Source organism: Parabacteroides sp. AF14-59 (genome assembly GCF_003479515.1).
Taxonomy (GTDB): Bacteria; Bacteroidota; Bacteroidia; order Bacteroidales; family Tannerellaceae; genus Parabacteroides; species Parabacteroides faecis.
The window spans coordinates 1-15,360 of sequence record NZ_QUHH01000017.1 but is presented as its reverse complement, the minus strand read 5'-3'; the positions used below and the strand labels follow the sequence as shown (position 1 = coordinate 15,360).

Below are 15,360 nucleotides of genomic sequence, written 5' to 3'. Positions count from 1 at the left end.
AAAAATTTTCTGCCAAAGTAGTAAAATAATACGGATATATCTCCTTCCACAGGGAAATAAAAGAAGTGACGTTTCAACCTTCAGTTCCTATAAGATATTATGTATAAACGATTTGCACTGAACTATCTAAAAAAACAAAGAGATGTATCTTTACGACACATCTCCCCTAAAAAATAATTTCCGGTGACCCGGTTTTCTTTAAACACACAATTATCTTGTCTGCATCTCTTTTACAAACTCATCGGTTGTATATACTTTTTCAGCCAACAATGAGAAATTTATAAAAGCAGCAGTATCCGCATCCATACCCTGTATTCGCGCTGAAGCGGTAGCATCGAAAACGACAGCGGCTTCAAAACCCCGCTCCTGCAATTCACGTAAATGGGATTCTGCACATAAATTACCTGACATACCGCAAATCACTACTTTATTGATCCCCCGTTTCCTCAACTGAAGGATCAGGTCGTTGTTTTCAGGACCGAACAGTTTGTGAGGAGCTGTAACAATAACTTTGTTTGTATTATTAATGTAAGGCTTATAGATATCCAGCCAGTCCGCTCCGGAACCTTCAAAACCTTCACCTGTCAACTGTCCCTTTCGCTCAAACATGCCGTTCTCATGCATCATTTTCTCTACAGGACCTTCGAACGTCCATTCATGGTCATGTTTGTAATAGTAATGCGGAGAGATGAAAACCAGCATATCTTTTTGAGCTGCCACATCAAATATCTGCCGCAAATGTTCTACCGTACCGTTCTTGATTATATTCTCCCCAAACAATCTCCAACCTTTACCCTCTTCACTAAGGAAATCATTTTGAGGGTCAGTCATTACAATAGCAGTATGCTCATCAATAATAAATTCGTCTTTCGCTTTCTTCTCTTTCATTTCGTTTTCTTTTTTGTTTTCATTACTCACTCCGGCAAACACCATACCTGTTCCTGCAACCAAAACCAAACAGGCGACTAAAAATCTTTTCATTTTCATTGTCGTACTTCTTTCTAAGTGATTATACCTAATAAGTGATTGTTTTTTTGCTATAGCGTTTCATACCACTCATTTTTCTGATTGCAAAGTTACAATGCAATGTAGGGTCCGGGAATAACAATATTACCATTACATTTAGCAATTATCCCCAGGTAAAATTGAGAAATCAACAGGTAAAACTGTTATCAAAGCAAATGATGAAACAATCTAAGGAAACGAAATCTACAAAATTTCGAACAGTCAGGATCAATCGAAAATAACACACGATCAACCTTTCCTACAACAGAACTCTCCGGAAGATAGCCGAATGACCTGCTGTCATAAGATTCAGATGCATTATCTCCTAACACAAAATAATAATTCTGTTTTACCCGGTAAGACGAATCGGCTCTACCATTTATATATATCTTTTTCTTTCTTACAAAGGAAGAAGCATACTCATTATCAAGTATCTTCTTTAGACTCAAATAGGTCTTTTCATTAAATGTAACAGTATCCCCGGCAGAAATAATCCCTGCGACTCTCTTTACCAATAAAATATCCGGCCTCTCAGGACTATTAAAAACAATGATATCAGAGACTCTAGGATTTCTGACACCTCCAACTCGATGATACCCCCAGTTTATTCTTCCATCCTTTTGTCGTAAAGTCATATTCCATGTAAACACATTTATTAATGGAATATCACTCCAACGAGCTGGTAAACGAGCACCATAGGTCAACTTATCTATCCACAACCAATCGCCGACAAGAATTGTAGGTTCCATACTGGATGACGGAACAACACATATCTCTCCACAAAAAGTTCTGACAAATACACACAAGGTTATAAATGCAAAAGCTATAACAGATATTCTTTTCATCTATTCATTTTTGTAGAACTAGAATTTTAACTCATAAAAGAACAAGACAGGATTACTGTCTTCAGTCAAATCTTTATAAAACTCATCTATTTCCTCCTTTTTCCCTAGTTTGTATAATTCATTTTTATAAGCAAGAACGATATCCGGACGAGCATCTACAACTACCGTATTATCACCAAATCGAGCTTTAGGTGCATCAAAAAAGCATAAAAAAGGACTATAGCGAATGTCATTACAACAAAAAGTACGCTGTTTAGCATTTGAATAAATTCCAAAACGGTACCCAGGGAATCCTGATTCAAAAATATGAAATATAGCGCCATCCTTCAATTTTATAAAATCTCCATTGAAAAATGGATTATTTCGACGATGTTCTCTCAATAAATCATCTGTTATATCTTCATTTAGTATCATTGGTTTAGCTCCTTTTACATTCAAATGATAAGCTAGCTCAATACCATTTGGGGTCAACAGATAAATAGAATCTGTATTCGGACTATTATATAGAACCTGATCCCCAAATTTTCGAATCGGTTTGGAAATTGTACTCGTATATTCCTTCCTATAATAACTCTGAAAAGCTGAAGAAGAAACATTTCCCAATAAATCTGTAACAACCAAAAGCGGCTTATAGTATTCGTTTTCGTCTGATATAGCATTCCCTTCTGAATCATATCCGGCAATCAAATTCTCTGTTACAAATTCGCTAGAAGAAAACCAATATGGGCATTTTACAGATTGAACAAATTGACCATCTATAGTATAATATTTTAAGCTGGTACTGCCCATATCTGTTACAACAAGCATTTTTTCATCCGGAGTTAATGAAACATGGGTAAAAAAAGCATATTCTTGAGGACCTTGTCCTAGTGATCCTATTTGATTTAGATAATGGCCTTTCATATCATAAACCGTAATCGTTTTAGATTTCCAGCTATCCACTACAATGATTTTATCATCAACAAATAAAAGTTGAGAAATTTCTCCTATAAGATTATCACCCGTAGTTTCTAACTTGACATAGTTGATTTCAGTCATCAAACTATCATAAGGCAAGCAGTCTTTGTTTAAATCAATATGAACTTCCACCGGTTCCTCTACACATGCCAGAGAAATAGAGCTAGTAATCTTTTTTTGAGATTCCTGAGATGATTTATGACATGCCGCAAAAGACAAAGAGATCACAAGAATTCCTACTAAAATTTTATTCATCGTTATATATTAATTAGATACAACATCAAGAAATTCATATCCATGACAGGAGCATACTATCCTGCATGAAAATCAGCTTGAAGAACCTTAAAATAGGCAAGTACACAAACTATCAGTAAAAGACAATAGGCAATTCTTTCTTTCATAATAGAATTTTAATTTATAAGATTCTAAAGAAGAACAACTTTTTTTCAATTTACCCTAACAAGAAAAACGATAAAATAGGTATTACATGGATAAATAATTCTGTTCGATACAGGATAAAATTATCTCCAGGTAAAATTGACAAATCAACAGGTAAAACTGTTATCTAAAGAAATACGTTATTCTTTTATTTTTGCAGGGAAATGACAGATAATAGAAGTATAATATGAAAAAGTATATATCAATTCTGGCAGGGCTTCTGATTGCAGGGGCAGCACTGGCACAAAAAGGAGGAAGTAATATGAATAATCAGGAAAGCAAATTCAGTGTAGACGAAACAATGAAGCGTATCGAACTGATACTGCATAAAAAGGATATTCCGGTGTTCGCTAAGTTCGATCATGGGAAAAATGCGGAAGAAGCAGGTCTGAAACTACGCCCGAACCAGGTAATCGTATTCGGTTCGCCTAAAGTCGGCACCAAGCTGATGCAGGAAAATCCGGCTATTTCCATCGAATTGCCACTAAAGATATCGGTATGGGAAGATAAGAATGGGAAAGTATGGACTTCTTTCCCTCAAATGGAACGATTAGCTTCGGAGTACGGATTGGAGAAAGAACCGGTTATCGAAAAGATGCAGGAATTGTTGGAAAATATAGTCTACCAGGCAGCCGGAATAAAGGAGGATAAGTAAAAGACTATTACTTTCTGGTTCAAAAACAATAGTGTTCTAATATAAAGCATACTATCTTCCATATTTTTGACCTTGGTCAAAAACGTTTAGCACCTAGGTCGAAAACGTTTACTACCCAGGTCAAAAACGTTTAGCACCCAGGTCAAAAATATAAAAGATAAGGGTATTTGGATTAGAAAGAAATTGTATTTGTATTACAAAACTACTATATTGACAACACAAACAAGAAGGTTCCTCAATCCATCAATAAACCTCAAGCTCATAAATACGAGCATCGCGGCTACCGGTTTCCTGCGCCGGTTGAGCAATCAGTAAACGGATGTAACGAACCGATTCAGGTTTCGTTAACAAACCGGTCACTTCATTTTTACGGTTGTCATCCAGACGTCCTAACGTTTTCCACTCTTCCGACAGGCTATTCTTTCCCTGAAGGAAGCAAGTACGGGTTACATAAGAATGACTTTCCTGCCCGGCATTCACCAGTTTCCAACCGCTGACCTTCCTGCTTTCTCCCAAATCGAAGTCTGCATAATTAGGCATACCGGTAATATCACACCATTTCGTCTGCGTATCTCCGTCGATCATACGTTCGGGAGACTCTTCATCATTGACGAATCCTGAACAAGCAATCACCTTTGCCCCTTTCATCAGATTTACTTTCGGAGCATTTGCCTTATTACCGTTCTGAGATTTCAAGGCCGTACGGAATAGTGCAGAAGCCGGAGAAACCTGCGGATTTTCTTCTTTCACTGCTGTTGCAGCAAACAATACAATATCTTTATTATCCGGCAGAATCAATTGGGTTGCCCCTTTGGGAATATCCATACCGAATTTAAACATATAAGTATATTCATACGCTTCGTCTCCACCCGGAGCATGACGGTGAGTTCCTACATAAGCGATCTCCGCCTCTTTCAGGAAACCTTCCGTATGGCCCGTATGACCCCATTGGCCGATAAAGCCTGTATATTCGGGAACTGTTATCGTCTGTTCCGTTTTACCCAGTCTGAAGATACCTTCGTTGTCACCTTCTCTCGATGCAGCTAGGAAGTAAACGCGGTTATAATTGTTTCCTGCCGGCAACTCTATCGTATCCCCTTTACAAGTCAGACCATTGGCTGCTTCTTTTTCACCCAGAATGAACGGAATGGAATTGATTACGATCGAATCGGGCAATAATTCTGCGGCATAAGAATAACCGGAAGAGAAATCTGCTTCACGACGGAATTCATTCCAGCTGACGCATTTTTTATCATAATCCAGAGCCAGGCTTGCATATAGGGGTTTATCAACCGGAGCATCTGACGATTTGAGTTTAACCTTGAAGGTTTTCACCGAATTAGGCTTGATAGATACCTGCAACTTATTACCATTGAAGGCTGCTTTGCCTATTGTCTTCTCTGTTCCGTCGGCTTCGCTTGCACTGACAATCGCATCTGCAAAAGAAATTTCGGCAGTCTGTTCCTTCACTCCGCCGGTTTCATATACACGAACTACCAGTTCGTCGGATGCCTGGGCTTTCTTTAGCGTCTTGATAACGACACTTGTGTTATCCGAATTGACAAAAGAGAAAGATTTACCCAGACGGCCGGTATGTTTATTAGCTGCAAAAGCCATGATCGGTTGGTTCAACTTATCGGCAGAAACACCCGTCTGTGCTTTCTCGAACGCTCCGGCATGAGGCAGCAAACTATAAGTAAATGTATGGTAACCAAAGTCCTGACGATCCTGATAAGCATAACCGCCCTTTGTTTCCGGTGTATGAAGCAAAGTCAACCGGAGCGTATAATCGTTCGGTTTATCCCAACCGTACTTGCTGTCATTCAGGACAGATACGCCATACGAACCACTTGCATCCGTCAGGTCTGCCCAATACTGTGCATACACTTCATAGGCTGTCAGCGTATTATTTCCTCTCTTAACGCTTCCGATACCCAGATCATAGGTTGCTTCCGGGTTTGCGATACTCAACGGGAACTCGGCTTTCAGCAGTGCATTGGTCGATTGCCAGTCTATTTCATTGTAAAAGTCGATACGGTCGGCACGGCTTCCTTCATACAAACGGATATATTGTTTGAATACGGACTCTCCGTGGCGCTTTTCTATACAGAGAGACTTTCTCAACTCCCCGTTCTCGATCTGAGAGATCTTCACATCTCCGGTGATAGAGATCGGTTCTTTATCAGTCGTTTCTTTGATAATCTCCCAGGCAGGCCAGTTATACGATTTGTTCTCCGTAAAGAGAGCCAAACGGATTGCTTTGCCTTCCTTCACCAGTTCTTTATTGTTCTTCTTATCGAAAAGAGAGATGATATCTCCTTTTCCATCCAGCTGTATCTTATACAGGGAGTTTTCCAATGTGTTCGCTTCAGAAGAAACCGCACGGGTTGCCGAACCTCCTTCACGCACATCATAAACGGCATAGCCGCTTGCCGGAACGGAAGCTGCAATCAACACACGGGCTTTTCCTTTTTCATAAGAAAGCATCTGGGTGGCTACTTTCTTTCCTTTTTCATCATAAACGGTCACCCCTTTCGGTGATTTCGGCATATCCAGTACAACTTCTACCAGATCGGTTACCGGAAAAGAATGCGCATTATGAAGGATAACCGGAGTACCTTTTACACGGGTATCCAACTGACTGGCTACGCCACTCACGGAGGATGTCAATACACCGGCAAACTGTTTGAGGGAGATCAATTCATCATTCCATGAGAATTCATAGGCCCGGGGAATACTCGTTCCCGTCAGGTCGTCATGGAACTGGTGAACGATAAACCGCTTCCAGGCATCAGTCAGTGTATTCAACGGATAAGTAGCCGTTCCCAACCAGTCTGCAGCGACAGCAGCATTCTCGGCGGCATTTGCCAGGACTTCGTTCTGGCGGTTATATAGTTTCATAGCGGCTTGGGAGGTGTAACAACCGGTTCCGTGCACATCCATCAACAGTTCGCCGTCAAAGACTGGCAGTTCAGGATGTTTGCTATAAGGCATGAAGTCTTTGAACATCTGGTCGCTGGTGGCACTGATCACTTCTACCGGACCATCGCCCTTAATACCTTTTTCAACGGAACGGACAGAGGCAAGATTAGGTGAACCGCCCGTATCGCCTGTTCCGTAATAACGATAAACAATATTGAACGGATTTCGTTTGCTAAGGTCCAGCAGATACTTGCTTTCGGACAGATCTTCGTCTTTCCATCTTCTGCCGTAGTCATATCCGTGAGCCAGCATGATGGAGGCGCCGTCCACTCCCTTCCACATACCGATCATGAAAGGATGTTTGCTTTTTCCGTAAAACGGATTGTTACGCCAGTCGAGCTTCTGGGATGAGAAACCGATCAGTCCGCAATGGGAAGCGATCGTCGGCAACGTCCAGCCGAAGCCAAAGCAGTCGGGCAGGAAGATATCCGTGCTTTCCACACCGAACTCTTTCCGGTAGTACTCCTGACCGAGCATGATGTTACGGATAAACGACTCGGTAGAAGGCACCAGCACATCCGTCGCATCCCAGCTACTGCCGGAGATATGCCAACGGCCGTTCTTGATATACTCTTTCATCTCTTCATACTGCACCGGATAATATTCCTTCATCCAGGCATATTTTACACCGCCTTCGAAGTTGAACACATAGTCGGGATAGCGTTTCAACAGGAATAGATTCTGACTGAGCGTATTCCAAACATACTCTTTGATCGTTGTCTGGATGTCCCAGTTCCATTGGGTGTCCAGGTGGGCGTCGGCAACCATATAAGCCTTCGCCTTTTTGTCTTGTTTGTCGGTTTGGGCAAACGAGGCATTCCCGCTCGAAAGGATTGCGAGCGAAAGGATTGCTAATGATAATTTCATTTGTCTAAAAAATTAAGTCTGCAAATGTATAATGAATTATTTAATCTCACCGGATCTATTGATAAAAAAAGCCTGCCGCTCAATTGAAACAGCAGGCTTTTCATCAAATTAAAAACACAAATCAGTTCTGGCCTATCTTACCAGCCAGGGTTCTGTACTAGAGAGGGGCATCTTTTCAACTCTTCTTGCATAATGGGCCACAAATATGATTTCGGAGCTGTAAACACACGATTGTCTTCTACGACAAAACGCTCCATACGATATTTTTTCCCATTCACTTCAATTTTACCATTCGGGTCTTCTACCGGCTTCATACCATGAGACTGACGCAGATCTTTCGGATACGGCCATTCCGTAGCCTTCACGTTAGTAGTTGTGCTATAATCCCCGGGTTGGAGATAAAGGCGGGAAACCCAATAACGATTATTTTCATAGAATAACTCTACGCGACGTTCACGTTGTATATATTCTTGCATCAATTCTTTATCCGATTTAGCAGCCGGTGGCATTGGTGCCATAAAAGAACGGGCACGTACCTTGTTGATCAAATTATAAATTTCTTCATTAGGACCTGACAGCGTATTAACGGCCTCACAATAAATGTAAATGAATTCCGGTAAGCGCCAAATAGCCGGTCCGTTAATAGTATGACCACCATGACCGCGGTCCCAACCGTCTTTATAGAACTTTCTCAAATAGTAGCCAGTATGAGATGCCTGATCCAAATAACTACCGGCCACAGCATCATTGCCTTCAGCCGTATTCAACTGGTTACCTCCATACCAGGAACCATGATAACGGATATCACGATATAAACGCGGATCACGTTGAATACCTTCATAAGGATTGCCATCATCGTATCCATCTTTTTCTGCATGATTGCAATAAACCGGATAACCATATCCATCCGGGCCGATATACTCATATTCATCTACCTGTTCCTGCAAGGGGCGTTGACGGGCATGACCACCTTGTGACGGAGGCAATACGTCGCCGGACCAGCCTGTGTCTTTATCTTTTGTTACGAACCAAACCCATTCATCCTGGATAGCATTCATATCAAACATCATCTGCCACAAACGCTGCTGAACTTTTTTATTATTCGTATCGGTTTTTCCGTCCACATCCCTGAAGTCATCCTCTGTATACGTTTCATATAACTTATAACGTAAAGAACCGTCTTCTTTTGTACACTCCAAAACCGCTTTGGCTGCATCTCTTGCCGATTCCCAACGTTTCTGGTCATAACCGTATTCAGACTTGAACAAACGATTGTCGTTAGGCAACTCGCCCCCATTCCAAAGAGGTGTGGCTGCAAGCCAGCGAGCCATGGCTTTCAACCCTAAACAGGCTCCTTTATCTACACGACCGAAATATTGTCCGCCATTCCAGCTATCGACACGACTATAAGCCGAGTCGGCATCTGCACAAATCTTTTCTACCATCGAATGGAACGATTCTTTCTCGAAAGTCATGTCATCCCCCGGATTTATCACATGATCTACATAAACAGCTTCACCGTAAGAACGAATCAACAGTAAATGCAAATAACCTCTCAGGAAGAACACTTCGCCAATACGTCTTTTTAAATCTCCTGTACGTCCATCCTGCGGATTGTCCGGTGTGTTATATTTTTCAACACCTTCCAGTATGATATTGGATGAACGGATGGTAGAATACAGATCATCCCAGTATTGTCCTGCACTACTACCTGAAGGCATTCCCTGCGAAGGGCCATAGTTCCCTGTATGAAACTGGTGAGGAATTGCACCTTCATGGCTACTGGCACTACATTCATCCGAAATACTGGACAAACTGAAGTGATTAAAGTAAATCAACGGATGCTGTGCATATTTTGCATGTGCATATAAGTCGGTCACCAAAGACTCTACTTTTTCATAACGGCTGAAAACCTGCTGTTCAGTCGTTTTGTCATCCGGCGCACGATCCAAATAATCATCACAGGATGTCACACCTAATAATCCTGCCACCAAACCGGCTAATATATATAATTTCTTCATTGTTGTTCGTTATTAAATTAGTAAGTAATATCAACACCAAAATTGAATATGCGCTGGATAGGATACCAAGCTCCGTCTCCTTCTTTTGTTTCAGGGTCAACATCCACATCACCCAGACTGTCAAATGTAACCAGGTTCATACCTTGTACATAAAAACGGACATTCTGTAATCCGGCAAAACGAATAGCGCTTTTAGGTAAAGTATATCCAATCTCAACATTCTTCAAACGCAAATAAGAAGCATTGTATAAGAATAAACTACTGTTTGAATTCTTATTATTGTCATTTTTACCAATCGTCAAACGAGGATAAGTAGCAAAATCTTTGGTCTCTTCAGTCCAACGGTTTAAGTGCATTGGTTTTACCTTACCGATCTGGTCTTGATCATATTGCGGGAAATCCCATACACCTGCACCATTCAGCAAAATGCTGGAGTTGGCAGCTCCCTGGAATAACAGACTTACGTCAAAACCTTTATACTGAAGACCGAGAGGAATACCGAATTGAATTTCCGGAGTACGAGGATTACCCATTGCCCGACGGTCGTGTTCATCATCGATCTTTCCATCTCCATTCAAGTCCTTATAAACGACGTCACCCGGATATAATGTACCCCAAGGCTGGAAACCTTCTCCATTGTTCATTGCGTTCAAACGATCGGCTTCTGCCTGGTCATACACGAAATGATCTACTTCATAAACAAAATATTCGTCGATTCGCTTACCGGTATTTGCACGCCATTCGTTATCATACGATACTTCATTCATGAATGTAATCTTATTTCGTGCAAACGTGAAATTAGGCTTGATATAATAACGGAAATCATCTCCTATATTACCATTCCAACCGATTTCAAAGTCTATACCTCTATTATCCACAATACCGGAGTTAACAAAAGGCGCATCCTTTCCGACTATTCCCGGATATCCTAATTTTCCGGCATCGCTTAAATTGGTAATAATATCATAACGATGTTCATAGAAATAATCTGCTGAGAAAGTCAGACGTTCATTGAAGAAAGATGCATCGATACCGATATTCAACTTGCGTGCTTTTTCCCAAGTCAGATTGGGATTCGCAAAATTACCTTCTTTCAATGCACTATACTCGTTTCCGAATTCATTTACACCATATGAATACTTATCTCCTTCCTTGAAGAATTGCAGATAAGCAAAACGATCGTCGTTATTATCAGAAATTTTATCACTACCTACTAAACCGTATGAAGCTCTCAATTTCAGATTGCTCAACCATTTATCAGCACCCTGCATAAACTTTTCACGGGAAATAACCCATCCGATAGATCCGGCAGGGAACGTTCCGTAACGTTTACCCGGAGCGAAGTTTTCAGAACCATTATATCCGATATTGAATTCAGCCAAATATTTATTCTGAAAGGCGTATGTAGCCCTTGCCGTCAATCCCTGGTAACGATAAGCTACACGATTATCATAACTCCGGTTCGAACGGTTTAATAAAACCATAGCCGTAACGTCATGATCATTAAATGTACGCATATAATCCAGCTTTAACTGATAATAGGTCTTACTTTCAGCTGCATTATGGCTAAATGCATTTCCGATTGTCTCATCTTTGTCATACCAGGGATTTCCTAAGACATACTTACCTGTATAATTCGAATTATTCATATAATATGAACCGTAACTACCTTCTGCCGGCTGGAATGTGGCATATTTAGTAAAGTTCATATAACCATCCGAACGATTCCCGAGTTCCCGTCTGACCCAGTTACCTTCAGATGCATCGTATGAGAACACCCCTTCCACTTTCAAACCTTTCGTTATAAAATCAAGTTTATGTCCGATTGCAAACGATCCGTTCAGATAAGTATTCTTTTCAACCAAATATCCGGTTCTTGACAGCTCTCCTAAAATATTTTTACGATGTTTGTAGTCTCCATATAGCATACCATACGGATTATTCAATACATAATCTTCATTATCCGGATTATCATTGTCAGGGAGTGTGATCGGTAAATAGGGAGGCAATGTATTACACAAACTAACGATTTGGGAAGCTGTCGTTCCCGGAGCATGACGATCTGTGATACGAGCACCTAAATCCACCCGCACATAAAAATCTTTTGTGATATCGACATCGACATTCGCACGGAAATTATAACGTTTAAACCGTGCCTGTGTATCATGTTCCGTCAAATTCGTATGCTCATAGTTTCCGCTCTGAGAATAATAGTTGGCCATCACGTAATAACGTGCACGCTCGGAACCACCTCGGATAGACAAACTATAATCCTGCTGCATACCCGGTTTAAATGCATAATCGAAATAATCCCAGTTATAACCTAAACCATCGGAATTATCTCCTTTTGCCATTCTGTAATTATTAATAGCATCCTGTGTAAACAGCTCCAACTTTGAAGGATCTGTTCCCGGATTACTATTTATCATTGCTTCATTATATAAGGTTGCATAGTCTGCAGATCCTAAATAAGTCGGGAATTTAACCGGGGCATTCGTTCCTACCGATGCTTTAAAATTCACACTCGGTTTTTCAGAAGCCTTACCACGTTTAGTCGTAACAATGATAACACCGTTAGCACCACGTACACCATAAGGAGCGGTGGCAGAAGCATCTTTCAAAATTGTAAATGTCTCGATTTCTTCAGGGGCCAGATAACTCATGTCGCGTTCAACACCATCGACAATAACGATCGGCGATTTGTCTCCGTAAGTACCCATACCACGGATACGAATGTCAGCTTTATCCACACCAGGTTCACCACCACCGAATTGGTTTGCCATCAAACCGGGCATTCTACCGGCCAGGGCATTATTCAGGTTTGCAGTCGGGCTTTGTTTTAAATCTTTAGTAGTGATAGTTGATACAGAACCGGTAATTGTGGCTTTTTTCTGAGTCGTATAACCTACAACTACTACTTCTTCCAATGCTTTGGTATCTTCCACCAATGTAACAGCCAGCATCTTTTTCCCGTCGATCTTTATTTCCTGAGGCTGATAACCTATATAAGAAAAGATCAGGCTGGCTCCTGAATAAGGGGCAGTAATCTCAAAATTACCATCCGCATCAGATATAACACCTGTCATGGTTCCCTTTACCATGATATTCACACCTGCCAAAGGGCCGAATGCATCGGAAACACTACCTTTGACCTTAAAACCTTCCTGAGAAACAACAGCTACTGTTGGCTGTGCTTTCTCTACAGGAAACAATATTACTTGCCCGTTTTCTACTTTGTACGAACAATTCTGATTAAGCAGCAATAGGTGTAAAGCCTCTTCCAATGATACATTTCCGGAATTAAGATTTACAACAGCCTCATCATTCAATACATTATTTGAATAAATGATGCTAACACCAGCTTGCTCCTGAAGCTGTTCCAGTGCATTCTTTAATGTAGTATTGTTGAACGATAAACTCACCTGCGATTTCAAGACATTTGCATACATGGTCAGTGATACACAACCACATAGCCCTACGGCCAAAAATCGTCTCCAAGGTCCCCGTTCATGCGGAACAGCTTTTCTCATGCTAGACTTCTTTCCCATAATAATAGATTCTTTTTGTTAAACAATAATTTTCCTTTTACACAGTCTTTCATAATGCTTCAATTTTATATGGATGACTTTTTATCTTTTATCAAGAATAATTTTTGTTTTTGCGGGTTATAGTTCGGAATAAGAATTCTCATCAGGACATCCATCGTTTCCTCTGCGGTGTTTTTTAGGTCAAGATTTCCTGATATCAGATATTCCAGGTATTTAGGATTAAAAAATTCGATTTTTATATTGTACGACTTTTCCAGTTTACGGATCACTTTTTCCAAAGGCTCACGATTAAATCTCAACCGTCCTTCTATCCAAGAAATATAATCTCTGACATCCACTGTTCTTAATTCATCCAGGCCGGAGTCTGATTGGTAGACATAATATTGATTAGGAGTAAGTTCTATTTTACCGGCATTACTTTCCAGGCCAATCTTACCTGTGACCAATACCGCTTCAAATAAATTCTGCGTTTTATCGACTGAAACATTGAACTTTGTACCCAATACTTCTATAGCTTTACAGCTTGTCTGTACGATAAATTTTCTCTGGGATTCTTTGGATACTTCGAAATAGGCTTCGCCATCCAAATAAACTTCACGTTTATCTTTTGCAAAGACAACCGGATAAACCAAGGAAGAGCCGGAATTAAGATAGACTTTGGAGCCATCTGCCAGAATCAGTGTTGAACGTTTACCATAAGGGACATAGATTGTATTCAGATCACTTTTATCTTTTTTCTCTTTCGGAACAGTCACCGTATCATTGATCACGATCTGTCCCTTTTTATCATAGGCAACAACGGATGTATCGGACAACTCTATCTCCTTTTGATCGCTTACCGTCAATGTGATCTCCGTTTTATCCGTAATTCCGGCTAAAGCCTTTTCATATTCATAACGATCTTTTTGTTCGAAAGGGAATAAAACGACAAACAGGATAACAGCAGCCGAACAAACAGCCGCACCGATATAAGTAGCCAAACGATAACGTTTCCGACTTATCTCTTTCATGATCTGTTGTACATCTTCAGCATCCACATTCCCGGTACGGTCTGCGCTATCGATACTGATAGAAGCATACACAGCCTGCATATTCCGGAAAACTGCCTTATTTTCTTCGCTGGCTTCAATCCAGCGAAGAACTTCACGAGCTTCATCCAATGTACATTGCCGTTCTATAAAACGTATAATTAAATTGTTGTCCATATATCCTCTTTTGATGTCAGATGGAAGAGGAACAACATTTTTTAATTTTACCCTAACAGAAAATGAATCTTTTTTTGACTTTTGATGAATATTTTTTTCAGACGACAAATAAACGTCTGAAAATCAGCAACAATATTAAAGTAATTATTTCTTTAAGATGAGATACAAGAAAACAAAAACAACGGAAATAAAATATTCCTGGGACAGATCATGTCTCAAATGACTTAATGCCTTGTTTATGTGGAATTCAACAGCTTTTACCGTTATATTCTGATGCTCGGCTATCTCCCGGTTCTTAAGACCTTCATAACGGCTCATCATAAAAATAGCTCTTGTACGGGAAGGTAGTTTAGAAAGTGATGCTTCTATAGCCGAAGCTAATTCTTTTGTTACTAAAATCTCTAGTGAATCGTCTTCCAATACATAAATATTACTCCGCTGATAAATAGCCGATTCTGTCAATTCATTTATTTCAACCTTTTCAAACTGCAGACTTTTCAAATAATTCAGACATTTGTTTCGGCATACTACCATTAAATAAGTTATCAGGCAAGTTTCATCGTCCAGATTTTCCCGTTGTTTCCACAGAATGAGGAAGGTATCTTGTACAATCTCTTTGGCGGCTTCTCTATCCAATACATAAATTTGAGCAAATTTATGTAAACGCGGCCAATATGATTCTACTATACCTTTAAATATCTGTTCGTTACTCTCTTTTAGTTGCCGTACATTTATGTCCATCAGAAATCGTAAACTTTGAATTTTATTCCCAGTATACTTAAAATGACTAGAAAAAACGATCGTTTTTTCTAGTCACTAATTAGGCCATAGAGTAGA

Annotated in this window: 8 protein-coding genes and 1 pseudogene; 1 reads left to right on the top strand and 8 read right to left on the bottom strand. The window is 40.2% G+C overall.

Annotated elements, in window-relative coordinates:
- Nucleotides 1–210 precede the first annotated feature (210 nt).
- From DWW23_RS17370 to DWW23_RS17360, 3 genes are all read right to left on the bottom strand, one after another.
- Nucleotides 211–888, bottom strand: coding sequence for an isochorismatase family protein (locus tag DWW23_RS17370; protein WP_122354677.1), 678 nt, complete (start codon nucleotides 886–888; stop codon nucleotides 211–213).
- Nucleotides 889–1,172: 284 nt separating this feature from the next.
- The gene (gene lepB / locus DWW23_RS17365) at nucleotides 1,173–1,850 is read right to left on the bottom strand and encodes a signal peptidase I (RefSeq protein ID WP_122354535.1); all 678 of its coding nucleotides are present in this window, start codon (nucleotides 1,848–1,850) and stop codon (nucleotides 1,173–1,175) included.
- 18 nt (nucleotides 1,851–1,868) lie between these two features.
- Nucleotides 1,869–3,062 carry a 6-bladed beta-propeller gene (locus DWW23_RS17360; RefSeq protein WP_122354534.1) on the bottom strand — a complete coding sequence of 398 codons (1,194 nt, stop codon included), beginning with the start codon at nucleotides 3,060–3,062 and terminating at the stop codon, nucleotides 1,869–1,871.
- A gap of 397 nt (nucleotides 3,063–3,459) precedes the next feature.
- Here DWW23_RS17360 and DWW23_RS17355 point away from each other — a divergent pair.
- A pseudogene (locus DWW23_RS17355) lies at nucleotides 3,460–3,900 on the top strand (DUF302 domain-containing protein); the annotation flags it as partial.
- A 243-nt stretch (nucleotides 3,901–4,143) separates the two neighbouring features.
- Here the strand turns inward: DWW23_RS17355 and DWW23_RS17350 are convergent.
- The 5 genes from DWW23_RS17350 to DWW23_RS17330 all read right to left on the bottom strand — a co-directional run bounded on the left by DWW23_RS17350 (nucleotide 4,144) and on the right by DWW23_RS17330 (nucleotide 15,264).
- On the bottom strand, nucleotides 4,144–7,749 hold the full coding sequence (locus tag DWW23_RS17350) for a glycoside hydrolase family 38 C-terminal domain-containing protein (RefSeq protein WP_122354532.1): 3,606 nt from the start codon (nucleotides 7,747–7,749) through the stop codon (nucleotides 4,144–4,146).
- 137 nt (nucleotides 7,750–7,886) lie between these two features.
- A complete protein-coding gene (locus tag DWW23_RS17345) occupies nucleotides 7,887–9,770 on the bottom strand; it encodes a RagB/SusD family nutrient uptake outer membrane protein (protein ID WP_122354531.1) in 1,884 nt (627 codons plus the stop codon).
- 17 nt (nucleotides 9,771–9,787) lie between these two features.
- Nucleotides 9,788–13,318, bottom strand: coding sequence for a TonB-dependent receptor (locus DWW23_RS17340; RefSeq protein ID WP_122354530.1), 3,531 nt, complete (start codon nucleotides 13,316–13,318; stop codon nucleotides 9,788–9,790).
- Between the two features lie 65 nt (nucleotides 13,319–13,383).
- On the bottom strand, nucleotides 13,384–14,523 hold the full coding sequence (locus DWW23_RS17335) for a FecR family protein (RefSeq protein WP_122354529.1): 1,140 nt from the start codon (nucleotides 14,521–14,523) through the stop codon (nucleotides 13,384–13,386).
- Between the two features lie 144 nt (nucleotides 14,524–14,667).
- Nucleotides 14,668–15,264: an RNA polymerase sigma-70 factor gene (locus DWW23_RS17330; RefSeq protein WP_122354528.1), complete on the bottom strand. Its 597-nt coding sequence runs from the start codon at nucleotides 15,262–15,264 to the stop codon at nucleotides 14,668–14,670.
- Between the last annotated feature and the right edge of the window lie 96 nt (nucleotides 15,265–15,360).

Excerpts from the sequence above, each read along its gene's own strand:
- DWW23_RS17370 (WP_122354677.1), bottom strand. The coding sequence starts at position 888 with ATGAAAGAGAAGAAAGCGAAAGACGAATTTATTATTGATGAGCATACT.
- lepB (WP_122354535.1), bottom strand. The coding sequence starts at position 1,850 with ATGAAAAGAATATCTGTTATAGCTTTTGCATTTATAACCTTGTGTGTA.
- DWW23_RS17360 (WP_122354534.1), bottom strand. The coding sequence starts at position 3,062 with ATGAATAAAATTTTAGTAGGAATTCTTGTGATCTCTTTGTCTTTTGCG.
- DWW23_RS17350 (WP_122354532.1), bottom strand. The coding sequence starts at position 7,749 with ATGAAATTATCATTAGCAATCCTTTCGCTCGCAATCCTTTCGAGCGGG.
- DWW23_RS17345 (WP_122354531.1), bottom strand. The coding sequence starts at position 9,770 with ATGAAGAAATTATATATATTAGCCGGTTTGGTGGCAGGATTATTAGGT.
- DWW23_RS17340 (WP_122354530.1), bottom strand. The coding sequence starts at position 13,318 with ATGGGAAAGAAGTCTAGCATGAGAAAAGCTGTTCCGCATGAACGGGGA.
- DWW23_RS17335 (WP_122354529.1), bottom strand. The coding sequence starts at position 14,523 with ATGGACAACAATTTAATTATACGTTTTATAGAACGGCAATGTACATTG.
- DWW23_RS17330 (WP_122354528.1), bottom strand. The coding sequence starts at position 15,264 with ATGGACATAAATGTACGGCAACTAAAAGAGAGTAACGAACAGATATTT.